A 23,524-nucleotide genomic window follows, 5' to 3' on the forward strand; every position below is an offset into this window, starting at 1 on the left:
TGCACTGTAGTTTGTATTTAGTAGCAAAATTAATAGCTACTTCATCAACGGATTTACAACATGGAGTGAACATAAGATGGAACTAAAACAACCTTACCTATTATTTTTGGGTGACGCTGCCGACGCTTTAGCAGCAAAAGTAGCTCAGGGGATCAAAACCTGGCGTCCTGAGTACTGTGTTGGCCAGTTGCGCCTGGAAGGCTGTAATGCTGATGTAGGTCTTGAAGACCTTAATGTTGCCCAAGCGGTTGAAGCTGGAGCTAAAACGTTAGTTATTGGCGTGGCTAACCGTGGTGGTGTGATTTCTAAAGAGTGGATTTCAGTGCTGGTAGAAGCACTCGAAGCTGGCATGGACATCGCTGCTGGATTGCACAACAAACTCAATGACATTCCAGAGTTGGTTGAATGTGCAGAGAAAAACGGTTGCAGCCTGTTTGATGTGCGTTACCCGACACAGGTTTATCCGGTGGGTAACGGTAAGAAGCGTTCTGGTAAGCGTCTGCTTACTGTCGGTACAGATTGTTCGGTAGGTAAAATGTACACCTCTCTGGCAATTGAAAAAGAGATGAAAGAACGTGGCATTAACGCTGATTTCCGTGCAACGGGTCAAACCGGAATTCTTATTACCGGTGACGGTGTCAGTGCAGACTGCGTTGTCGCGGATTTCATCGCCGGAGCAATCGAGACCATCGCTCCAGACAATGATCCACAACACTGGGATGTGATCGAAGGTCAGGGCTCGTTATTCCACGCTTCTTTTGCTGGCGTAACCACGGGACTAATCCATGGCTCACAAGCTGACGCTTTAGTTTTGTGTCATGAACCAACAAGATTACATATGCGTGGTCTGCCAGAATATCCGTTACCAGGCATCAAAACGTGTATGGAAGCCAATATTGCTACCGCCAAGTTAACTAACCCTCATGTGCAATTTGTCGGCGTGTCGATCAATACTTCAGGCATGGCAGAACGCGAAGCACTGGAATACATGGATAAAGTTGAATCTGAAGTCGGCTTACCTGTTGTCGACCCATTCCGTCAGGGTGTTGCTCGTATTGTAGAAAAACTAGCGGAGCTGTAATGAAGGTAACTCTGTATACAAAAAGTTGGCCTATTCTTGGTAGTTTTACTATCTCTCGCGGTAGTAAAACCCACGCTGAAACCATCATTGTAGAAATCGAACACCAAGGCATCAAAGGGCGCGGAGAATGCGTCCCTTATGCCCGATACGGCGAGTCTATTCAAAATGTCCTGGCTCAGATCGAAGGGATTATTCCAGAAATTGAAGCAGGACTAAGCCGTGATGATTTACAGCCATTGTTACCGTCAGGCGCAGCCCGCAACGCGGTTGACTGTGCCATGTGGGATTTGGAGTGCAAGCAAGACAAGCAATCTATCTGGGAGAAGGTTGATACAGTCGGTGGAGAGCTAACCACCGCATATACCCTCTCACTTGATACACCAGAAAACATGGAAAAAAAGGCGATAGAGCATTCTCACCGACCACTGCTTAAGCTGAAGTTAGGCGGTCCCGACGATCTGGAACGTGTTCAGGCGGTACGCCGCGGTGCACCGAATTCGGTAATCATTGTTGATGCAAACGAGGCCTGGACGATAGAAGCCTATCAACAGCTCATTCCTGAACTGCAAAAACTTGATGTTTCGATGATCGAGCAACCATTCCATGCAGACGAAGATTACATGCTTGATGGTCTTGAACGTCCGATTGCGATTTGTGCCGACGAGTCTTGCCATGACTGCATGAGCCTAGAAAAGGTGATTGGTCGCTACGACATGATCAATATTAAGCTGGATAAAACTGGCGGTCTGACTGAGGCACTGGCCCTTAAAGAACAGGCAGAAGCAGCGGGGTTACGAATCATGGTCGGCTGTATGGTGGCCTCTTCATTAAGTATGGCTCCCGCATTTGTTGTCGCCCAAGGTGCAGAAGTCGTCGATTTAGACGGCCCGTTACTGCTGAGCAAAGATATCGAGCACGGCTTTGAATTTGAAAATAATTCTATGCTGCCTTTCCGCAGTGAACTGTGGGGGTAAGGAGAAAATAATGGAACGAATTGTATATCTCAACGGAGAGTATATTGCTGAAAGTGAAGCAAAGATCTCAGTATTTGATAGAGGGTTTCTTTTCGCAGATGCTGTCTACGAAGTGACAGCAGTGTTAGATGGAAAGTTGATTGACCATGAAGGCCACCTCGCCCGCTTAGAGCGTTCGTCTAAAGAGCTGGGTATAAAAATGCCGGTAACAGGCGAGCAGTTGATGGATATTCAACGACAGTTGATTGAAAAAAATAGCTTAGTAGAAGGCGGTATCTACCTACAGTTAACCCGTGGTAGTGAAGGTGATCGCGAGTTCTCTTATGGCGAGGATATTGAACCCACACTGGTGCTGTTTACCCAATCTCGCAGCTTAATTGATAATCCAAAGGTTCAGACCGGGATCAAAGTGATTTCGTTTGATGACATTCGCTGGCGACGTCGTGACATTAAAACGACCAGTTTGTTGCCTGCATGCTTGGCAAAACAAGCGGCATACGCTGCTGGTGCGGAAGATGTGTGGCTCATTGAAGACGGCTATGTGACAGAAGGCGGTTCAAGTAACGCTTATATTGTCACCCAGGATGATGTGTTAGTCACCCGCCCTCTCAGCAATGATATTTTGCACGGCATTACACGTGCATCACTAATGACTCTCGCTAAAGACATGAACTTAACCATCGAAGAGCGTTTCTTCACTATAGAAGAGGCTTATCAGGCAAAAGAGGCATTTATCAGCTCTGCGACAACTTTTGTCTGGCCGGTAGTAGCGATTGACGACAAGCCAATTGGTAACGGGAAGCCTGGTGAAATATCGTTAAAACTGCGCGATATTTACATTGAAACTTCAAAAGAGTTAGCGGTGTAATCGCACTATACAACCAAACCACTTTAACCATTGTGGCCAGTTATTTACTACGATCAGTATAATCGGCCACAGTGCTTCTTCGAATTTACCCGACTAATCATAGAATTAGTGCGCTAAAGCCGGATACGTAAAGACAAGCAAATGCACAAAGTTGAAAAGAAAGTGTACTAAGACCGCACACCATAAACGTCCGGTGACATGGAAAACTAATCCATACCCCAGCCCCGCAAGTGTCGCGAATACAACTAATAGCCAGCCACCAGCAATATGAGCAAATCCAAACAAGATACTCGCGACGGCCAGACCAATCTTCCAACTAAAACGTCGACTCAGTGATTGTTGTATAACGCCCCTAAACAACGCCTCTTCTGCCACACAGGTGATCATCAAGTTATTGATTGCAAATAACCACCACCAACTTGGCAGACTCAACTCTACGTTCAGTGCACCAAGAAAACTCGCAACTGGTAATAACGCAAGCAATGGTACAACAATGGAAAGAACACGTTTAAAGTCGACCTGTTTAGCCTCTCCCAATAAGTTCGGGTACGCGAAAAGAAGCGCAAAAAAAGCGAGCGGTTTATCCAGATTCAAATACATCGAAATTGGAAGACTTTGGGGACCCGATACCACCTTATCGAGCACTTTCAGATTGTTAAACCCCGGCATGAGATGGAGAAACAGCATAGCGCACCAAATCAGCACAACGCCCCAACCGAACAAATAAAGTGGTTTTCCTTGTGGCTTGCCAGCAAGTGTAGGCAGTTGATATGCGGTAGCAAGAACAACTAGAGAGGTAATAAGCGCAACAGGCTCAATTCGGTTAACGACAAGCGCGCTCACTAACGTCACGCCGAGCAAAAAGAGCATCACTTTATTGTGTCGGGTAAACGCCGCCGCTATCGCGAGCAAAAGTGGTAGCCATATCCATATTGTGGCTTCAAGAAGCATTAAGAGATCCCTATACGAAGTTGCTTCAGTGAGTTGTGATTGAATTGTATAGGAAAAATAGCTAAGAATCAGAATGAAAAAAGCCTCAACGAAGAGGCTTTAAAATCAGTTAGCGATGCAATTGGTGTTAAGCTGAGTACTCCGGGTAGTCAGTTAAGCCTTTTTCATTACCACCAAACAGGGTTGCCGGATCATGCACTGCTAGTGGGTAACCATTTTGAATACGACTCGGTAGATCAGGGTTCGAAACAAATGGACGCCCAAAGCCGATCATATCCGCTACACCTGCATCTAGTGCACTTGCTGCTTTTTCGCTGTCATAACGACCCGCGTAAATAATCACGCCTTGGTATGCATCACGTACGGCACGCTTAAACTCTGCTGGCGTGTCAGGTGCATCATCCCAGTCTACTTCCGCAATGTGCATGTAAACCACATTCAGTTTATTAAGTAATGCTGCTGCAGCGGTGTACGTTTCAACCGGCGTTTTGTCTACGGTGCCGTTTAATGAAGTAAACGGGGCCAGACGAACACCGACGCGATCAGCACCGATAGCATCTGTCATGGCTTCAACTACTTCGCCCAGAAAACGTAAACGGTTTTCAATGCTGCCACCGTATTCGTCAGTTCGGTTATTCGCTTCTGAGTCAATAAACTGGTTTACCAGGTAACCGTTAGCGGCATGTAGCTCGATACCATCGAAACCCGCTTCAATCGCATTAAGTGCAGCCTGGCGATATTCAGCAACGACTTGCTTGATATCTTCTTTGGTCATTTCACGCGGCTCAACGACATCTACAAAACCTGGTTCGTCACTGCCATTGTCGATAAACACTTTTACGTTTTCCGCTTTAAGCGCCGAAGATGAAATTGGTTGATTGCCGCCGATGTTATCAGGGTGTGTAACGCGGCCAACGTGCCAAAGCTGAGCGAAGATTGCACCACCTTTTTCATGAACAGCATCTGTAACCAGTTTCCAACCGTCAACTTGCTCTTGGCTGTAAATGCCCGGAGTCCAGGCATAGCCTTGACCCATAGGAGAAATCTGTGTGCCTTCCGCAACAATTAAACCCGCACTCGCACGTTGTGCGTAGTACTCTGCCATCATCTCATTCGCCACGTTGCCAGGCTGACTCGCACGAGAGCGCGTCATCGGCGGCATAACAATACGGTTAGCAAGAGTTAGCTCACCAAGTTGAATGGTTTGAAACATTAAATCTTTCATATCAGTACCTCTAATACCAACCGCAGCAAGTAAGTGTTTGAAAATGGCCTGGGCGGCAAATTGAATGTGGGTACACAATAGAGTGCATTACGCCTAAATAAAAATTATCATATATTATTATTTTGATAACTTTAAATTATAATCACTGGTTGTTATTCATGCTTAATCCTATTTGGCTCAAAACTTTTAAAACCCTGATCGATATTGGCCACTTCACCAAAACGGCCGAGGTGCTTCATATGACTCAGCCGGGGGTAAGTCAGCACGTTAATAAGTTAGAAGCAGCTTGTGGCTACCCCTTAATAAAGAGATTTAACAAGACGTTTGAACTCACGACGTACGGGCGAAAGGTTTACGACTACGCTGTGAAGCACTTTGAAGAAGAGTCTGACCTGCTGCAAAGTTTGGGACATGACGAACCTTTTCGTGGCCGCTGTACTATTGGCTGTTCCGGCACTTTTGCTTGGTTGATTTATCCGGAACTACTCTCATTGCAGTCCGCGAACCCCGGCTTATCCATTGAGTTAGAAGCCACACCAAACCACCGTATTCTGGAACAAATTCAGAAAGGGTCATTAGATATCGGGCTCGTCACCAAAAAGCCTAACGAGAAGTATTTTTCGAGCCGAGTTGTAGGCTCAGAGTTTCTTGCACTTGTCGTTCCCTCTTCCGCTGACTTAAGTTTACCGTTAGATACATTACTAAAAGACTTAGGGGTCGTTCGTCACCCGGATTTAGACCACTATTTCCATACCTACGTAAGCCAATCTAACAATGAATATCTTAAGCAATTGGATTTAGGAAAAATCTCAGTACAAAGTTATATAAACCAAGTCCATCAGATATTAGTTCCTGTGGCTAAAGGGATCGGATTTACTGTCGTCCCTAAATTGTGTGTTGACCTCTTTCCATCCCGAGAGCATCTAAAAATCCTAGATGTTGATTCAAACATCAAAGAGCCAGTCTATTTGGTGAGTAAGCTCAATTTACCTCTTGCTCGGCGCTATGAGCAGATAATTCAGGTGATTGAACGTTCACTAGAGCCAGAATGACCCGACAAAGTTTCAGTGTCAGTTCTGTGAATAAAAATAGAGCCAGTGTCGATAACACTGGCTCATAAAGGCTAGCTTGTCAGGTTATAACGTGGTGATGACGTCATCTAACGCCAGACGTGCTTTTGGCAAACCATGGTTGTAGTCTTCTTCATCCATATGGTAACCAATCGCCAGAGCGACCTCACACACATGCCCATCTAGTTCCTCTTTGAACTCTTTACCAATCAGAGCGGAATCGACACCTTCCATCGGTGTTGAATCAATGCCAAGTCGTGCAAGCGTATGTAGTAAGTTACCAAGAGCGATGTACACTTGAGCTTTCGTCCAATTACCGTTGTAACCGGCTTCGTCTGTATTTGCTTCCGCAAAAGCATAAGCGCCCATAAATCGGTCGTACATTTCTGCGGGTAGGTGCCCCGAAGTCACTTCCGCATCGACACGCTTCGCAAACTTTTCTTTAGTAAACTTAGGGTCGTGTGCCAGAAGGATCGTGTGTGACGCTTCTTTGGCATGAGGCTGGTTGAACTGGTGCATATTCGCGAACGTATTATGAAAACGCTGCTTCGCTTCATCACTCTCTAGTACGATAAATTTCCAAGGCTGAGAGTTAATTGATGATGCTGATAAACGAATCGCCTCTTTTATGATTGTCATATCTTCTTGAGAGATGCGCTTCTCTGCATCATATTTTTTTGCAGTGTAGCGACGATTCAGATCTGTGATTACTTGATGAGACATTTTCATATCCTATTTAAATACAATCATATAGAAGCAACTCTTTGTGTTTTATCCAGGAGCTCTTCGCCAGTGACGCCAATATTACCGTCATACTAAAAATTTGATAATACCTACTGGCTTTAAATCACTTTATAGATTTTATTGAAAATAGATTTACACTCCTCTCCTTACAAAGAAGCAAGATTAAGCAGCTGGCTTTCAATTTTCGCAAGAAAGTGTTTTCTATTTCCTCGGTGTAGTCGCCAAAATTGGCACTTTCTATAATTGATCGCATGACCAACGAAAAACTCACAAGAGTCCTGTTTATGCAAAAAGTTATTCTTATCACTGGCTCAACGGATGGCATTGGCTTAGAGACCGCTAAGTTATTGTTAGAAAAAGGACACCACGTCATTATTCATGGCCGCAATGACGTCAAAGTACAGAGTGTTGAAAAAGAACTATCAGAGTTAGGAACTGGAAAAGTAGAAAGTATTGTTGCGGATCTCTCCACTCTCAGTAACGTCAACAAGATGGTTGTAGAGGTGGCAGAGCGGTTTGGCAAATTGGACGTACTCATCAACAATGCGGGAATATTCTCTACGCCAAACACACGGACTGGTGAAGGGCTAGATGTGCGCTTCATGGTTAACACGATAGCACCTTATGTACTCACTAAATCACTGCTGCCGCTATTTGACCGTACTGGCCGTATTGTCAACTTGTCCTCGGCTGCACAATCAACGGTCGACTTAGTCGCACTTGCAGGAGAGAAGGCTCTCTCAGATGGGGAAGCCTACGCTCAAAGTAAGCTTGCGCTAACAATGTGGTCTCGACTTGTAGGCTTGGATCAGAAAAATGTCGGCGCCATGATCGTTTCAGTAAACCCTAAGTCATTTCTTGGCAGTAAAATGGTTCAGGAGGCGTATGGCGTTAAGGGTGGAAGCCTTCGTCTTGGCGCGGATATTTTAGTGAGAGCAGCCCTGTCAGAGGAGTTTTCTCAAGCACATGGCGCATACTACGATAACGATATTGAGGCGTTTTCGATGCCGCATCAAGATGCCCTTAACGATAAAAAATCAGAGCAAGTGATTAATAAAATTGAAGAGATCATCTCTGAACTTTCACCAAGACTATCTAACTAACCTCTGATTTAGATTTTGAAACGCCTCCCACCGATGGAGGCGTTTTATTGTTTGTTATCCGAGATCGATTTTGTCTCCCAATAAATAGGATGACCAAAATGTTCGGCGAAGTAATCGATAAATGCCCTGACCTTCAGAGCAATTAAACGTGAACTTGGATACACCGCCCAGATACTTGCATCCATCGCCAACGGATAATCCGGCAAGATTTCAACCAGCTCACCCCGTTGAAGCTGCTGATAAACACTCCATATTGAGTTAATAGAGATGCCAAGCCCGTCAATCGTCGCATCACGCATCGCGTCACCATTATCCGTTCTGAAGCGACCACTAGTACGAATACTCAAAACGCTATCGGATGTTTTGAATACCCAGTTATCCATCCCCATTAAAATGATGCATTCATGGTTCGCTAAATCTTGCGGATGTTTAGGTGTACCAAATTTTTCCAGGTACTCTGGTGAGGCAACAACAATTCTCCGGTCAGGTGCTAACTTTCTCGCGACAAGAGTAGAATCTTTAAGTTCAGCAACACGAATCGCAACGTCAAATCCCCCTTCTACCATGTCTATAATCGAATCAGAAAACCGAAAATCTACGGTAAGGTCTGGGTAATGCTGCATAAACCCTTTCAAAGCAGGGATTAAGTGCATGCGCCCAAATGACGCTGGCGCAGTCACGCGTAATGTTCCGGTTGGGTTGCCATGGCCAACACCTACCGCGCTTCGCGCTGCTTCTACAGACGCTAATACTTCCTCCGCGTAGGGTAAAAACGCCTGGCCTTCTTCAGTAAGAGAGACTTTACGTGTGGTTCGATGAACCAAACGAACACCTAAACCTTCTTCAAGCTTATTAATGTGAGCGCTTGCTACTGCTGGAGACATTCCCAATTCATGCCCCGCCATGCTGATACTCTGGCTGGATGCCAGACGGACGAACAGCTTCAGGTGTTCAATATTCATCGTAATTTACCTGCTGATTCAGTGTGAGTCTCATCAGCTCACACCAACATTGTATGACATTGTTATTGTCTGCTTGGTTATTGGATAGTTGGTTATTGGAATACTTGCATCCAATGATGATCGACTTTTGTATGGTGGCATAACCAAATAGTTTGCTCGCAGCTATAAGGACAGCCAGACACATTGATTACCTCCAGCTCGTGCTCTTTGGCGACATAATCGGGCAGATAAGCGAGCAAAGGCTGATGCTTTACTAATGCCGTGAGCGTGGAAATGGTATCGACTCTCGCGGCAATGCGGCGATTAAAAGCTTCGTCATGCCAGCCATCTAAGCTTCTGTGCGCGGCCATGCTCCCGTAAATAGGTCTGGATGGAATGACAAAAGCATACTCCAGTAATTCGTCTATGGGGATTACGTCGTGCTTGTTCTCAAACAACGGATGGTGCTTACTCGCCACGGTTACAAAGCTTGCTCGACTCAGCGGACTTGCATTGATATCCCGCTCTTCTGGAAGCTGGTTACTCAGGCTCGACACCAGCGCAATATCAACTTCGTACTTGTGAAGCAAAGAGAGGTCTTGAGAAGTTTTGGTTTCAATCGTTGCATCGTGCTGCTTGTCTAATAAACGTTGAATCAGGCTGGGAACAAAGTAGCCCAATATGGCTTCCGAACCACTCACACGAAGATGAGGGCGACGTGGTTTGCCTAACTCCCGTTCGATCTTGTCGTTGATTGTGACCAGTTCAATCGCTCTCTGAAACAGCATCTCTCCTGCGGGAGTGAGCGACCAGTTACCACCTTGTCGGGCAAACAGTTGCTGCTGGTAGTGAGCCTCAATTCGTTTAATGACTTTGGACACAGTCCCGGGTTGCAAATCTAATCGATTCGCCGCCTCTCTTAAACTGGGTGCTTTTGCCACTTCGATAAAAATCGCTAAGTCGTTTAGCCGCATTATCAGACAATCCTACGTTTCCATTTTGGAAACACATAGTGAATTAATGTTTCTTAATTTTATCATCGGTTAACCTTAAAATAGAACCACTTTAAAAATTACCCAGAATCCAGAATGACTCGCTTTACTCCACTACACGTTAACTCTCACACGCTAAAAAATAGAATCGTTGTTCCGCCAATGGCATCGCAAACTGCTGACACGAACGGACTCGCGACAGAAAACACCATTAACCACTATCAAAATCTGTCGCGTTCTGGCGCAGGTCTGGTCATGGTTGAATACAGTTTCGTTCATCCGACAGGAAGAAGCGAAACAAACCAGCTTGGTGCGCACAGTGACAACTGCATTCCCGGTATGACAGCAATTGCCAATGTCATTCATAACGCAGGATCAAAAGCTGGTTTTCAGCTCACTCACTGCGGTGGCAAAGCCCAGTTAGATGTGTGTCCGGATTTAATGGCTCCGTCAGGTATTACTGTTCCTGCCTATGACAGAACGCTACCTGAACCAAAAGCGATGTCGCTTCAAGATATGGAATTGTGGGCAGAATCTTTTGTTAAAGCCGCTGTGCGAGTGGACAAAGCGGGATTCGATTTCGTAGAACTGCACTGCGCCCACGGCTACGGATTGAATCAGGTTCTTTCCCCGATAACTAACCAGCGTGGTGATCATTACGGCGGTTCGTTAGTCAACAGAACGAGGCTTATCGTTGAAATTGTCACAGAGATTAAAAGTAAAACTGCTCTTGGCATCATGGTTCGTATTCCGGGACAAGATCTTTACCCTGAAGGCCTGACCCAACAAGATATGCTCAAAGTATGCCAACTTCTTATTGAAGCTGGTGTTGACATTATTGACGTTTCATCTGGTATTGGTGGCTGGAACCGCCCGAAAGATCGCCGAGGTGAAGGTTATCTGGTTTCTGAGTCCGAATATCTAAAGAAAGCCGATCTTAGCGTGCCAATCATTGGCGTTGGCGGTATCGAGTCCATTGAGTACATCGAGCAATCCCTTGAACAACAACGTTTTGATCTTGCGGCAATTGGTCGTGCAATACTAAAAGATCCATCAAATTTTGCTGAGAACATCATGTGCAGTGAGGCTCCTGCCTACTCTTAAAGTCAGCGACCTTAACGTTGCTTCTTACTTCAGCTAGTATCCCAAGTTCAGCTGAATGTAAGAAGCATCTTCATAATCAAGCTACAGCTCTGCAATTCGGGTGGCTCGTGTTGGCGGCTCAATTGGCATCCCGGGTCTTTGTGTTACCGATGATCCGGGTGCAAAAGAGGAGGCAGCTAAGGAAGGAACCTCAGCATGCGCTTTGGCTTAGGCTGATCGAAATCTCACTCGTTCCATATCGGCCAATACCCTGCAATGAAATATCATCGAGGTCTGATGCAATCCATTCTTTTCGACAAAGTGAAAATCGCCGATGCTGTCAACGTCCAGATGATTTCACTCGATTAAGCACCGCAAGGTTATACTGAGTTTGATGGTGGTACCGCGAAGAAATTTGTGATTGATCCACGTGGAGAGTTCAGTTCTTAATATAAGTACGAATCGACATTCAAATAAAACCATCAATTTTAGGGGAACGATTATTAATTTAACCGAGATTCAACGATAATAACTGCAACCGTTGAGGTGAGATTGATCCTCCTAGCGCGGACTGAACTTCATCCCGACTTTTTATATTTATCTATTTATCTATTTATCTATTTATCTATTTATCTTTAAGTCATTTCAATATCAACTAAAAAAAAATCAATCATAAACATTAAGAAATTATAAATACAACTCTATTTCCAGATTTTAAAACAAATAATTAATTGTCACGTTAAATTAAATATTGATAATATCTTCCTATTGAACGTAAAGTCATCATTCAGGGAAGCTCATGGATCTTGCAAGTAGATTGGAACTGTTACTCGAAGTTTCAAAACAAGGCTCATTCGCGCACGCTGCGGACGCGCGCGGTATAGATCGTTCGGTATTATCCAAACAGATAAGAAAACTGGAAGAATCACTTGGTGTCAGACTGCTTAACCGCTCAACGCGTTCACTGTCTCTCACTCCCGCAGGCGAAGAAATAGTAAAACAGGCGCAGCAAGTAAGAGATGCCTTAGATAAAACCCGTCAACTGGCAGATACGTTTAGCGATACACCGAAAGGGAATCTTAGAATTTCATGTACTTCACTTTTTGGACGTAATTACCTTAAACAATGTATCGTTACTTTTCTCAAAAAATACCCACAAGTCAGCGTCGAAATCGTACTTGACGATAGAAAAGTTGATCTCATCGGAGAGCGTTTTGATGTCGTTTTCAGAGTTGGGGATCCTGTAGACTCTAACCTAGTAGCTAAAAAGCTTGCAAACCATCAGCTCCTTTTACTCGCTTCAAAAGAGTTCGTTGCTGAGTATGGATACCCTGAAACGCCTGAAGATCTAGCGACATTACCAGCGGTAATTTATTCCAATGGTTCATACCAGATGAACAAAGTTCAGCTGTCGTCGATTAAAGATGGAGAGGAACATACTGTTACCATCACGGCTAAAGGACGCTATCATGTCAACGAAGTAGAGTTGCTAATGGACGGCGCTCAGTCAGGTTTAGGTTATGCCATTGTAGGTCAATTAATGCTTACCAAACATATGGATGAAATGCAGTTAATAAGGCTACTGCCTGATTACAAGATCTCTTATTCGGGTGGCCTTTATGCATTGTACCCGCATCGAAACCAGCCACCTCTGGTTAAGCTATTCATTGAAACAGTACAAAATACGATTGGTAACCCACCTATCTGGGAAAGCTATATGACGTAAATTAAAGGACAACACTTATATACAAATAATACTAAATTTACGTCTATATCATGGAAATTTCTAATTTGTAATATTGGGGACAAGGAGCACGTCCCCAATTTATTCTTGGTAGTCATTAAGGCATGTATTTTCTTTTAAAAAACACATACTTTAGTCATGCAGTCTCATTGCGTTAAAGTGGTAGTCGACATTTAAAACTGCTTGATATTGAACATTATCACGAGCATAAGCCACTTCGTTAATTACCACATTACTACCATCAATACTGATATTTTTAACATTAGTATACATTGATAATCCAAGTTTATTTCTTAGGTCTGATTCTGATAAGCCTTTTAGCGAATCTGACAAATCAAACCCTGCATTTAATGCTTGATCTTTGCTTTGATAGGTACCTACTTCCATATTTAATTCTTCATTAACTGTAATATTTGAAGCGAATACTGAAGAAGCCATAAGAATACCAGTTGTTAGTAGAAGTAACTTTTTCATTTTAAAACCCTTTTATTGTGTTAAGTAGTATAGATAAATATCTATCGCGTTTTGTTGGGTTTATTATTAATCTCTGATGCAGGAAGATAAAGATAGGTTTCAGAATTTCACTATGGGCAAAATGGCACGAATAGACTCAACAGACTTGTAACCGTAGCAAGTGATATACAAAAAAGCGCTCAACCAATCAGTTAGGTTGAGCGCTCACCAAAAAAGGAGTTACTTCACTTTTACGATTTCAGGCATTTGGTACTTTCCGCTCTGAATCTCTTCACCCGGTCCGTACAAACGCAGAATCGTGTAAAACGGTTTGTTCGGGATTGGCAGGAAGTTAGCGTCGCCTTCTTTGCCCTTAGTATCCGCACTCATAGTTATGGTGTAGTAACCGTCAGCATCAGGCGTTAATGTGCGGTCACCACGGCTGTGGCGATTCATTTCGTTATGAGCCATCAGACGGTCATCACTGCCATAAATAGTTACTGACCAGAACTCAGAGACGTTTGGCGCTTTAAAACGCATCACGTAATCGCCTTTGCTACCATCTAATTTTACGCCTTGTGCATCGAAGTCAGTTTTACGGTAAGCCGCTTCTACTGGTGGAAGCCCCCACTGACCAAGGTAAGTACCCTCAGCAAACAGATCTCGCGCACCATCACTTAACGTATCACGGGTACCAAGTAGTACACGTGCATCTGTCATTTCAGGCGCGAGCTCCTGCAAGTGCTCCATCGCCGCTTTTTCACCCATTTTTGCCAGTTCTAGCTGCTTATCAGTGAAGTCATATTTGCAAGCTTCAATACCGATTGACTTATATTGTTCAACCCACATTTTGTCTGCTTCAGCCATACTGCCATCACAAAGAGCAAAGTTTACACGCTCAAGCCATGATGTATGTTCAATATCCGGGTAGCTGCGCTCAACAGGTTTAGGTCCGTTTTCACCTAAATATTCAGATAACGTGCGAAGCGTCCATTGATCCATGTAGTTCAGTGCGACTTTTTCGTCTTGTTTACCAACGGCCATAATACGACCCATCAATTTGACCAGGTTACTATCTACGCGGATAACTTCATCCACAGATTCTGGTACCTCCCCCTGCCAAGACTGAGAAGCAAACATGAACTGGCCACCTTCGGTACCGCGAGTACGCGAACCGAACATAGCGTTAGTATAGTGCCCCAGGTCCATGGTATGTAGGATCCAGTAACGACCTTCATCCATATCAGGAACGCTTACAATTACCGGCTCTGCCGCAACATCCAGCCAACCCATTACGTGCAGGGTATCGTTGTTAATCGTTACGTGATCTGTATACGTATCATCCGCGATATGGCGAATGTTCTGGAAACGGTTTAACGGGTAGTCTTTTTCTACAACCGTGCGATGAAAGAATTTATACGCCTCATCAATTGAGTAAGCATAAATGTAGGCATTCTTTGCCAGCTCTTGTTCACTCTGTGTAAGAGCTGCGGTGCTGGTACCCGCAAAAGCACTTGCACTCAGTAAACTAACACCTAATGCAGCGGTAAGGGTTTTAATAGACGTTTTCATACAGAACCTGCTTGATATTGAATTCGTTGAAAACAATATACTGAGGCTGTAGCCATATTAAAAATAACCTAACAACATTCAAATCATATCAAATTTGATATACTAAATTTATTTCAGACCAGTCTTGTAACTTATGATTAATTTTGATTACAACTTATTGAAAATACTTGCAGTATTACTTGAAACACAAAGCACCACAGTAACTGCAGATAAACTGGCCACCAGCCAGCCTGCAATAAGCCGCTCGCTCAAAAAACTCAGAGAGTTATTAGCTGACGATATACTCGTGCGTAACGGTGGGCAGATGACACTGACTCCTAAAGCGGAGCGCATTAAAAGCCAGCTACCAGAGATTATTGACTCAATCAGCGCACTGGTCGAGACCACTGTAGATTTCGATCCAGCTAGCTTCAGACAAGATGTCAACATAGCGATGAACAGCTCTATTGGCCAGTGGTTTGCGGCACCTCTGGCTCAAATGTTGTCGGAGAAAGCACCGCTATTGAATCTGACGATTGAAGACTGGACGGAGACAACGGCAAGCAAGATAGACAGCGGCGATATACAGTTTGGGATCAACTACTTCCCGATGGATCTGCCTAAGCACTTTGTACAGAGAAAAGGCGGGAAAGATCATTTTGGTATCGTCTGCCGTGCAAACCACCCTCTCGCAAACAAGACAATGAAACTTGATGATTTCACTCAGTATCCTTTTGCAGTGCACATCATCAAAGACTGGAATGAAAGAGAGCAACACATTTCAAGACTACTTAAGCCCTTTGATATCATGCCGCGAATACAACTGCGCACGACTCACCTTAGTGTGATTCTAGACGCAATAGAAAAACGAGATCTACTGTTCCCCTGCTCAAAACACTTGATTGAACAACTCGGTAACCGCTACGCAAACATTAATATGGATAACGATATGCCAACATTGGAAGGTCATTTTGGCTACGTCTATGGTGTGAAGTGGAGAAATGCTCCATTGACAAAGTGGCTGGAAGACACAATCAATCAGCTGATGCTGTCACTTGGAATTCAACTTCGGTAATTAACCTTCTTACTCATAAGCATTGTGTTGTGTCCGCACACAGCACTCAGCATTTGATTTTTCAGGAATTAAGCCTAACTCTTATTTATAATCGAATTAATAACATTGAAGATTTAATTCACGTTTATCACTTTTCAGAACGTCACTACCTGCTGGATAAATAAAGTAAGCGTAAGGCACGCTTTAAAACAAATGTTAGACAGGGTACCTATGAAACCAAGGAAGAAGCTTTTATCCATCTCTCCGGAAATTAAATATACTGCGCTAGCAGTGTTCATCGCGCTATTCTTTATCGCTGTGAATATCTGGTTCCGGCCAATCTTACCCATTGATGAAACCCGCTATGTATCAGTGGCTTGGGAGATGTGGTTCAACAATAGCTGGTTGGTACCCCATATAAACGGATTGCCGTACGAACACAAACCGCCGTTTATGTTCTGGCTGTTCAGTGCAGTGTGGTCATTGTTTGGTACTTCCGATACAGTAACACGGCTCATCGTACCTGGCTTTTGTCTGCTTAATCTCTATCTGGTAGGAAAACTGGCTGAAAAAATTTACCCTGAATCACCACAAGCGAAGTGGTTATCTCCCCTCGTTCTGATCAGTTTTCTGGGTTGGTTCCTGTACTCAGGCATGATCATGTTTGATCTAATACTTGCAGTATTTGTTCAGCTTGCGATGCTGAGTTTTTGGCGATATACCGAAACAAACCAGATGATATGGTCTTATCTCAGTGGGGTCTTTCTCGGACTGGGTATTCTCACTAAAGGGCCGGTGGTATTTGTCTATTTTATTCCATTTTTGTTGTTAGCCCGACTTTGGCACCCATCCCCCGCTTCTATCAACAAAGCATTTTTAATAGCGGCTCTCAAAACAATAGGAATCTCTATTGGGATTATTCTTCTCTGGGCCGTCCCAGCGGCAATATCCGGAGGAGAGGAATATGCTAAGGCCATTTTCTGGGGGCAATCTGCAGGTAGGATGCAGGACTCTTTCGCGCACGCGCGGCCTTTTTACTGGTATATCATGCTGTTGCCGGCATTACTGTTTCCCTGGTTATTCCTTATCAGTTTCTGGCGTGGTCGTCCCTGGGTTTGGGTAGGTCGAAGAGATACCTTCTGCTTTTCCCTGTTTGTATTTGTAGTTGGGATATTCAGCTGTTTCAGCGGGAAGCAAATTCACTATTTGTTGCCAGCCTTTCCTTTCGCCGCGGTTTGGGTAGCCAAAAGACTGAATACCGAAGAACTTAAATCAGAACCTGTCGTAATTGCATTATTGGTTCTGATAACCATCGCGATTTTTTCATCGCCAGTCTGGATAGAAAAAGCATTTCGCAGTGCTGAAATTACACGGGGCAACCTCCTTTGGGGGCTGTTACCCGCGTTGCTGCTTTTTCTTCTTATGTGGAAGAAAGCACCCGCGGTTGACCGCCTTGCGCTTAACATCGGTGCACTGATGCTCAGCTTCTCGGCTTTAATGGCAAGTTTGTCTCCCATATTACATAACGTCTATGATGTAACAGAGATAGGTCGTCAGATTCATCAGTTGCAAGCGCAAGGGCACACTGTTTCGTACATCGGTAAATATCACAATACCTTTGGTTTTGCAGGCAAACTCGAAAAGCCGCTGAACTTAGTTCCGGCGTCCAGGCAAGAGCGCAATGCCTTTCTGAACACAGAACCTGGCTATACGATCTGGATTCTACGTAACAAGACACAAGCACTAGCAACCAACGCTATCTACATGACACCTTATCGTGGCCGATGGCTATTCATCATAGATAACCAAGTGCTGGCTAAAGTGCTTCAGGATAGCGAGGAGACCAAAGTCTCAGAATCGTCATAGCAACTTTGCGGTTCAAAAGTACAAAAAAGTTGAAGTGATAGTCGGTATTAGCTGACGTAAACCTCAACTAAACTTCCCCAAAACAGTACGTGAATCGACCACAAAACAATGCTCCTGAGAGGCAGCATATGTACGGCTAACTGAGGATATGCCTTTAAGTCTTGTACAGAAAAATACATCTGTGGCTGCATGTCCCAGCTTGTAGCCAAACTTATTCCATATTTAACGTGGGGGTGATTGAGCAGGTATTGTGCGTAGGACGAGTAAATGGTCCATAGTCCAAGCATACCAAACAGTTCAATCAAACCTATTAACTCTAAACTAAATGGCAATAAGGTAGGGCCACCTAGTAATAAAAGAACAACAAAAATCCATTTTTTACTTTTCATATTCCATTTTTCTAAACTAAATATCTGAGATATAAATGCAAACTTCTCTCTCTGCTCCTTGCATACGATTAGTGCGGTTTTCCAAATAGTTAACACCAAGTTTTTGAATAACAGACTTGGATCGTTCATTACCGACCAAATGCATAACTTGCAATTTGATCAATCCAAACTCCTGTTTACTAAAAGTGATAAGGGCTTGTGACGCTTCCGTGGCATAACCATGCCCCCAATAAGCTACACCCAACCAATAACCTAACGTTCCAGTGCCTTCCTCAAGCTTGGGGAAACTCACCGCACCTATCACCTCAAGGCTTTCTTTCAACGTAATAGCGTAGACAATACCTTTACCGCTGGTAAAAAGCTGCTCATGAATTTTAATCCAGGACTCCGCATCAGAGAGCGCATAAGGGTGCGGCATGTTTGCCGTCATGTCCGATATGACTTTATCTCCGGCCAGAGCTGAAACTCTTGCAGCATCAGACAACACAAATGGTCTGAGCAACAACCTGTCTGTTTCTATGTTCTTTTGCATATTTCCCTCTATGACGTCGCGATTTAAATGCAGTAATGATTCACGGAAGTCGGCGCTACCAACATACTTTCGATTTTCTTGATGGCATCAGAGAATAATTTATAGCAGTCACGCTCCATAGGGTTGCCAAGCTTGTGCCAGAAAAAACTGAAGGTTAGCCCACCATCGTCTTGTGTGAAGAAATCCCACCGCTCAGGCAACACTTCAATAACGTCACAGCGTACAAAGTGCCACAGTTGATCTTGGTAACCACTTTCCCAGCAACACATATATTCAGTACCTGATACTTGTGAAATGCCAGACTCCTCTTTTAGTTCTCGCAATACCGCGCTCTCTACAGATTCGTCGTCTTCTTCAAGAGTCCCCTTTACAATTTGCACGCCAGCTAAAGGATGCTGAAACAACAGTAGTTCTATCTCGTCACTTTGGTTACGCAAGACCACGGGACAAACTTTCACTTCCCTGTTTATTACCCTTGCATCCATCACTGATTCGAAGGTTTCTGTACGTGATCACTTTTTGCGGTCAGAAAGGCTAAATAGATAAGACCTAATGGTGGAATTAATGCTAATAGAAATCCAATTAGCGTAGAGATAATTGGGGTGCTGGTTTTTCTCCTACCCAAGTAGTAACTCAAAATTATGCTTGCAACTAAATAGACTGATAATATTTGTAAAACGAATGTAGCGTTTAGATTCATAGCAACCTCCTTTTGCATAGAACACTTTTCAAGTAACGATAAGTACTTGTAATGGAAGATAATGCAGCTTCTAAATCCAATATGCAACTAAGAACAACTCACAACCCGTTCCCTCGCCATATTCGACAGATTTATACTTTTACCCACTTGAGTTACCTTCCACTCTATAACCTTTCGGAATACCCTTTCACGATATTGGAATTGGCAGAAAACTTAATAATCTCTGTATATTGTATTTAACAACTTATCAACACTGATAATTATGTTTAAACACCAAAAAACGCAGTGAACCTTATCAATCTGAGATGGAACTTACTGGTTGATAATCAAACTTGTCATATAACGATGAAACGGAGATCAGGGATGAAAAAGCTAATTTTTGCTTTAACGGCAGTAGCAGCTTTAAATACAGGGAGCGTATCCGCAAAACAGTGGGAAAACGTACGTATTGGCGTTGAAGGTGCCTACCCTCCTTACAGCTGGGTTACTCCTGAAGGAAAGCTGACTGGATTTGATATCGATATTGCCAACGCGCTATGTGAAGAGATGCAGGTTAAGTGCACCTTAGTTGCTCAAGATTGGGATGGTATGATCCCTGCTCTAATGACGCGTAAATTTGATGCTATTGTGGCGTCTATGTCGATCACCGAAGAGCGTAAACAAAAAGTCGATTTTACCGACAAATATTACCAGGTAGCGTCACGATTTGTTGCAAAGAAAGGCGATGATTTCCAGTTCAGTCCTAAAGGGCTAGACGGCAAAAAGATCGGCGTACAACGTGCGAGCACCCATGATAAATACGTCACTGCTAACTACTCGGGTGTCGACATCAAACGCTACGGCTCGCAAGACGAAGCCTTTATGGATCTTAAATCGGGTCGTGTGGATTTAGTAATCAACAATATTCCGGCAGTGAAGAAAGGACTTCTCGAAAAAGAAGGCGGAGAAAACTACACGTTTGTTGGTCCTCAAATCACAGATCGAGAGTGGTTTGGAGAAGGTGTTGGAATTGCGATACGCAAGAACTCTCCTGAACTACGTCAGAAGTTCAATCAGGCTATTCAAACTATACGCGAGAATGGTAAATACGAAGAGATTCAAAACAAGTATTTCGATTTCGACATTTATGGTGGTTAACCACCCACTAAGGCTGTTCAACAATAGCTGCAAGAGCAACTAGCTTGCAGCTTTTTAGACAAGTCATCCATCCCTCATCCTCTTTATCACGACGGTGTTTTTATGTTTTACCTTCAACGTGCTCTGCTCACAAACAATACTCCTAGAGAACATCAATCATGAAAGAGTGTGAGGTTGCGATTGTTGGCGGTGGTATGGTTGGCTCAGCTCTGGGTTACGGGCTGGCAAAGCTTGGCGTTGATACTGTCATACTCGATCAGGGAGACAATGCGCTAAGAGCAGCCCGCGGTAACTTTGGGTTGTTGTGGGTGCAGGGTAAAGGCGCTGATTTTAAGCCCTATTCCGATTGGACATTATTATCTGCGTATCTATGGCCAAGTTTTGCAAAAGAGATAACTTCACTCACTGGCATTGATATTCAGTTTGAGCAAAAAGGCGGTATTCATTTTTGTCTTGATGAGGATGAGCTGAACGAGTACGCGATTGAATTGGAGCAACAAGCTGCAATAAGTGATGGCAAGTTCAAATACCAGATGCTCAATGCTGAAGAACTCAAAAAGTTAGAGCCCAATATTGGTTCTACGATACCCGGCGGTTGTTACTCCCCCAATGACGGCCATGTAAATCCATTACTCCTGTTACGAGCAATGCATGCCGGATTTATCGCTTATGGGGGAAGTTACCGCCCCAACCATAGTGTTCAGAGTATCTCAAAAACCTCTGATGGATTTTTCCTGCAAACGGAGCAAGGTGAGTTACGTGCCAGAAAAGTGGTTTTAGCCGCTGGGTTAGACAACAAACGTTTAGCGCCGATGTTAAAACTAAACCAGCCACTCCATCCACAGCGTGGCCAAATACTCATTACTGAGCGTCTGCCGCAACTACTGAATTACCCTTCGATCTACCTTCGTCAAACTCATGAGGGCACGATTCAGATCGGCGACTCTTGTGAAGATGCAGACTTGGATGACAGCAATACCGCTATGGTGATGGCTCAGTTATCTAAACGGGCAATACGGGTTCTTCCTGCATTACAACATCGCCGTATAGTGAGAGGTTGGGGAGCGCTTCGAGTACTTAGCCCAGACGGATATCCTATTTATGAACAATCAAACGAGTGCGGTTCACACGCTTTTGCATTCAGTTGCCATAGCGGCGTGACTTTAGCTGCCGCACACGCCCTTAAACTGGCTCCCATGATTGTCAGCGGTAAATTAGATGACTCTGTCTCTCCTTTTTCACCACTACGTTTTAAGGGTTAACTCATGTTTAAAGACGTCAGTCAGCAAGACAACCACAAGATGGTGAGTATCTCGGTTAATGACACAGTACTCCAAGTCCCTGACAGCTATTCAGTCGCAGCCGCTCTTTTAGCCAATGGCTATCGCGCGAATCGACGTTCTGGTGTGTCAGGAGAGCGACGGGGTTCCTACTGCCTAATGGGTGTTTGCTTCGAATGTTTAGTGGAAATAAACGGCCAACCTAACCAGCAAGGCTGCATGACACAAGTCGTAGATGGAATGTCGATTCGCTTTCAACCTCAATATGGTGAAGTGCCACTCACTCAATCGGTGGAACAGGAACAATCTCGATGCAAGTAGATTTAGCTATTATTGGAGCTGGCCCGGCAGGAATGGCGGCGGCTATCGAAGCACAAACCCTTGGGCTTAAAACCGTTCTGTTAGATGAACAAACAATGGTTGGAGGTCAGATCTACCGAAACATCGAACGTCCTCAATTACAGAACCAAGCAATTCTGGGAACTGATTATTATCAAGGATCCGAGCTCGCTAAAAGATTCAAAGCAGCAGACTGCCTGCATATCTCCGGAGCTATGGTTTGGCAGATAGAGCCTGACGGAGCAATATTTTATTCCTGCAATGGTGTGTCGAAAACGCTGCGAGCTCGCCACATTTTAATCGCCAATGGCGCGCAGGAGCGCCCGGTACCTATCCCTGGTTGGACGCTACCAGGAGTGATGACGGCAGGCTCTGCTCAAGTACTACTGAAAACATCAGGCATGGCAGCCGAGAATGCGGTATTTGCCGGTAGCGGGCCGTTGCTCTACCTAATCACATGGCAATATCTACAAGCCGGAATTAAGGTTAAAGCACTGCTCGATACCACGCCAAGAACCAACTACATCAAAGCCCTTAAGAAGATTGGACATGCACTGCAAGGTACTCATTACGTACTCAAAGGGCTTAAGATGATCCACGAGATCAAGGCTGCTGGTATTCCTGTAATAAAAAACGTCAAAGACATCGAGGCACTTGGCTGTAAGACCAACGGCTTGGAAGAAGTCCGGTATCGTTCCAACGGCAACCAAAGCACTATCAAGGCAGATCATTTGTTTTTGCATCAGGGGGTGATTCCCAACATCAATTTAGCGATGGCAAGTCAATGTAAACACGAATGGAACTCGCAGCAGCTTTGCTGGCAGCCGAAGGTAGATCGCTGGGGACAAAGCTCCCAGGCTATTATCAGTATCGCCGGTGACAATAACAATATAGGTGGAGCAACAGCCGCGCAGCTCAGAGGCAGTATTGCAGCCCAACACATCGCTCACTTACTGGATAAACAGAGCGAAGCCCAAAGAGATCAGAATACGTTTCAATACAGACATCAATTAAAGCGTGAGCTCGCCTTTCGGCCATTTATAGATATCCTTTATCAGCCCGCAGAACAATTCCGTACGCCCCAGCGTGATGACGTCACTGTTTGCCGCTGTGAGGAAGTCAAACTTGGAGATATTCGTAAAGCCGCAGAGCAAGGCTGTATGGGACCAAACCAACTTAAAAGCTTTACTCGCTGCGGTATGGGGGCATGTCAAGGACGTCAGTGTGGTATCACGGTCTCTGAAGTGATGTCCAAGCTAACCAATCAACCAATTGACACCACGGGTTATTATCGTGTCCGAGCTCCGATTAAACCCCTGAGTTTAGGTGAGTTGGCCACACTGGCTCCTGATGAAAGTCGCCAAGCCAATAAGCATTAATCGGTGTATGTACTGATAACCCATCAAGCAGCAAACGTTAGGCGTAGTTGCTCATAGACAAATAGCGG

23 protein-coding genes are annotated in these 23,524 nt (G+C 44.4%); 13 read left to right on the top strand and 10 right to left on the bottom strand.

Annotated features, from left to right (window positions below):
* Positions 1-76 precede the first annotated feature (76 nt).
* Genes dgcN through KHN79_RS19700 form a run of 3 tightly spaced genes read left to right on the top strand, consistent with a single transcriptional unit; the run spans position 77 to position 2,923 of the window.
* The gene (gene dgcN, locus KHN79_RS19690; protein ID WP_182009015.1) at positions 77-1,081 is read left to right on the top strand and encodes an N-acetyltransferase DgcN; all 1,005 of its coding nucleotides are present in this window, start codon (positions 77-79) and stop codon (positions 1,079-1,081) included.
* Positions 1,081-2,055, top strand: a complete 975-nt coding sequence (dgcA, locus tag KHN79_RS19695; RefSeq protein WP_182009014.1) for an N-acetyl-D-Glu racemase DgcA — start codon at positions 1,081-1,083, stop codon at positions 2,053-2,055. The genes dgcN and dgcA overlap by 1 nt, the downstream gene beginning before the upstream one ends.
* Positions 2,056-2,065: 10 nt before the next feature.
* Positions 2,066-2,923: a D-amino-acid transaminase gene (locus KHN79_RS19700; RefSeq protein ID WP_182009013.1), complete on the top strand. Its 858-nt coding sequence runs from the start codon at positions 2,066-2,068 to the stop codon at positions 2,921-2,923.
* A 105-nt stretch (positions 2,924-3,028) separates the two neighbouring features.
* On the opposite strand, the gene KHN79_RS19705 is transcribed toward KHN79_RS19700, so the two are convergent.
* Together KHN79_RS19705 and KHN79_RS19710 are read right to left on the bottom strand one after the other, a co-directional pair.
* On the bottom strand, positions 3,029-3,874 hold the full coding sequence (locus KHN79_RS19705; protein ID WP_182009012.1) for a CPBP family intramembrane glutamic endopeptidase: 846 nt from the start codon (positions 3,872-3,874) through the stop codon (positions 3,029-3,031).
* A gap of 127 nt (positions 3,875-4,001) precedes the next feature.
* On the bottom strand, positions 4,002-5,099 hold the full coding sequence (locus KHN79_RS19710; protein WP_182009011.1) for an alkene reductase: 1,098 nt from the start codon (positions 5,097-5,099) through the stop codon (positions 4,002-4,004).
* A 158-nt stretch (positions 5,100-5,257) separates the two neighbouring features.
* Between KHN79_RS19710 and KHN79_RS19715 the strand changes: the two genes are divergently transcribed.
* Positions 5,258-6,151, top strand: a complete 894-nt coding sequence (locus KHN79_RS19715; RefSeq protein ID WP_182009010.1) for a LysR family transcriptional regulator — start codon at positions 5,258-5,260, stop codon at positions 6,149-6,151.
* 84 nt (positions 6,152-6,235) lie between these two features.
* On the opposite strand, the gene KHN79_RS19720 is transcribed toward KHN79_RS19715, so the two are convergent.
* Positions 6,236-6,892 (bottom strand): NAD(P)H-dependent oxidoreductase, encoded by a 657-nt coding sequence (locus KHN79_RS19720; protein WP_182009009.1) that lies wholly within the window; start codon positions 6,890-6,892, stop codon positions 6,236-6,238.
* Between the two features lie 305 nt (positions 6,893-7,197).
* On the opposite strand from KHN79_RS19720, the gene KHN79_RS19725 reads away from it, so the two are divergent.
* Complete coding sequence (locus tag KHN79_RS19725) at positions 7,198-8,016, top strand: SDR family NAD(P)-dependent oxidoreductase (RefSeq protein ID WP_182009008.1); 819 nt, start codon at positions 7,198-7,200, stop codon at positions 8,014-8,016.
* Between the two features lie 44 nt (positions 8,017-8,060).
* Here KHN79_RS19725 and KHN79_RS19730 read toward each other — a convergent pair whose 3' ends face one another.
* Entirely contained in the window at positions 8,061-8,978 is a 918-nt protein-coding gene (locus KHN79_RS19730) for a LysR family transcriptional regulator (RefSeq protein ID WP_182009007.1), read from the bottom strand.
* Between the two features lie 92 nt (positions 8,979-9,070).
* Positions 9,071-9,931: a LysR family transcriptional regulator gene (locus KHN79_RS19735; protein ID WP_182009006.1), complete on the bottom strand. Its 861-nt coding sequence runs from the start codon at positions 9,929-9,931 to the stop codon at positions 9,071-9,073.
* 114 nt (positions 9,932-10,045) lie between these two features.
* On the opposite strand from KHN79_RS19735, the gene KHN79_RS19740 reads away from it, so the two are divergent.
* Both KHN79_RS19740 and KHN79_RS19745 read left to right on the top strand, forming a co-directional pair.
* Complete coding sequence (locus KHN79_RS19740; RefSeq protein WP_182009005.1) at positions 10,046-11,053, top strand: NADH:flavin oxidoreductase; 1,008 nt, start codon at positions 10,046-10,048, stop codon at positions 11,051-11,053.
* A gap of 778 nt (positions 11,054-11,831) precedes the next feature.
* Positions 11,832-12,758 (top strand): LysR family transcriptional regulator, encoded by a 927-nt coding sequence (locus KHN79_RS19745; RefSeq protein ID WP_182009004.1) that lies wholly within the window; start codon positions 11,832-11,834, stop codon positions 12,756-12,758.
* Positions 12,759-12,908: 150 nt separating this feature from the next.
* Here KHN79_RS19745 and KHN79_RS19750 read toward each other — a convergent pair whose 3' ends face one another.
* Both KHN79_RS19750 and KHN79_RS19755 read right to left on the bottom strand, forming a co-directional pair.
* Entirely contained in the window at positions 12,909-13,250 is a 342-nt protein-coding gene (locus KHN79_RS19750) for a DUF3316 domain-containing protein (protein ID WP_182009003.1), read from the bottom strand.
* 219 nt (positions 13,251-13,469) lie between these two features.
* Positions 13,470-14,801 carry a DUF1254 domain-containing protein gene (locus KHN79_RS19755; RefSeq protein ID WP_182009002.1) on the bottom strand — a complete coding sequence of 444 codons (1,332 nt, stop codon included), beginning with the start codon at positions 14,799-14,801 and terminating at the stop codon, positions 13,470-13,472.
* 133 nt (positions 14,802-14,934) lie between these two features.
* Between KHN79_RS19755 and KHN79_RS19760 the strand changes: the two genes are divergently transcribed.
* A complete protein-coding gene (locus KHN79_RS19760; protein ID WP_182009001.1) occupies positions 14,935-15,855 on the top strand; it encodes a LysR family transcriptional regulator in 921 nt (306 codons plus the stop codon).
* A gap of 210 nt (positions 15,856-16,065) precedes the next feature.
* Positions 16,066-17,700, top strand: coding sequence for a glycosyltransferase family 39 protein (locus KHN79_RS19765; RefSeq protein WP_182009000.1), 1,635 nt, complete (start codon positions 16,066-16,068; stop codon positions 17,698-17,700).
* 47 nt (positions 17,701-17,747) lie between these two features.
* Here the strand turns inward: KHN79_RS19765 and KHN79_RS19770 are convergent, their stop codons facing one another.
* From KHN79_RS19770 to KHN79_RS19780, 3 genes are read right to left on the bottom strand one after another with little or no spacing between them, the layout of a single operon-like run.
* Positions 17,748-18,089 carry a hypothetical protein gene (locus tag KHN79_RS19770; RefSeq protein WP_182008999.1) on the bottom strand — a complete coding sequence of 114 codons (342 nt, stop codon included), beginning with the start codon at positions 18,087-18,089 and terminating at the stop codon, positions 17,748-17,750.
* 16 nt (positions 18,090-18,105) lie between these two features.
* The gene (locus tag KHN79_RS19775; RefSeq protein WP_182008998.1) at positions 18,106-18,621 is read right to left on the bottom strand and encodes a GNAT family N-acetyltransferase; all 516 of its coding nucleotides are present in this window, start codon (positions 18,619-18,621) and stop codon (positions 18,106-18,108) included.
* A 23-nt stretch (positions 18,622-18,644) separates the two neighbouring features.
* The gene (locus tag KHN79_RS19780) at positions 18,645-19,106 is read right to left on the bottom strand and encodes an NUDIX domain-containing protein (protein WP_182008997.1); all 462 of its coding nucleotides are present in this window, start codon (positions 19,104-19,106) and stop codon (positions 18,645-18,647) included.
* A gap of 578 nt (positions 19,107-19,684) precedes the next feature.
* Between KHN79_RS19780 and KHN79_RS19785 the strand changes: the two genes are divergently transcribed.
* The 4 genes from KHN79_RS19785 to KHN79_RS19800 all read left to right on the top strand — a co-directional run bounded on the left by KHN79_RS19785 (position 19,685) and on the right by KHN79_RS19800 (position 23,456).
* Complete coding sequence (locus KHN79_RS19785) at positions 19,685-20,458, top strand: ABC transporter substrate-binding protein (protein ID WP_182008996.1); 774 nt, start codon at positions 19,685-19,687, stop codon at positions 20,456-20,458.
* A 158-nt stretch (positions 20,459-20,616) separates the two neighbouring features.
* Positions 20,617-21,720, top strand: a complete 1,104-nt coding sequence (locus KHN79_RS19790; RefSeq protein ID WP_182008995.1) for an FAD-dependent oxidoreductase — start codon at positions 20,617-20,619, stop codon at positions 21,718-21,720.
* 3 nt (positions 21,721-21,723) lie between these two features.
* The gene (locus KHN79_RS19795; protein WP_182008994.1) at positions 21,724-22,059 is read left to right on the top strand and encodes a (2Fe-2S)-binding protein; all 336 of its coding nucleotides are present in this window, start codon (positions 21,724-21,726) and stop codon (positions 22,057-22,059) included.
* The gene (locus KHN79_RS19800; RefSeq protein ID WP_211907281.1) at positions 22,050-23,456 is read left to right on the top strand and encodes an NAD(P)/FAD-dependent oxidoreductase; all 1,407 of its coding nucleotides are present in this window, start codon (positions 22,050-22,052) and stop codon (positions 23,454-23,456) included. The genes KHN79_RS19795 and KHN79_RS19800 overlap by 10 nt, the downstream gene beginning before the upstream one ends.
* Positions 23,457-23,524: the final 68 nt, after the last annotated feature.

Source organism: Vibrio sp. B1FLJ16 (assembly GCF_905175385.1).
In the GTDB taxonomy this organism is placed as follows: Bacteria; Pseudomonadota; Gammaproteobacteria; order Enterobacterales; family Vibrionaceae; genus Vibrio.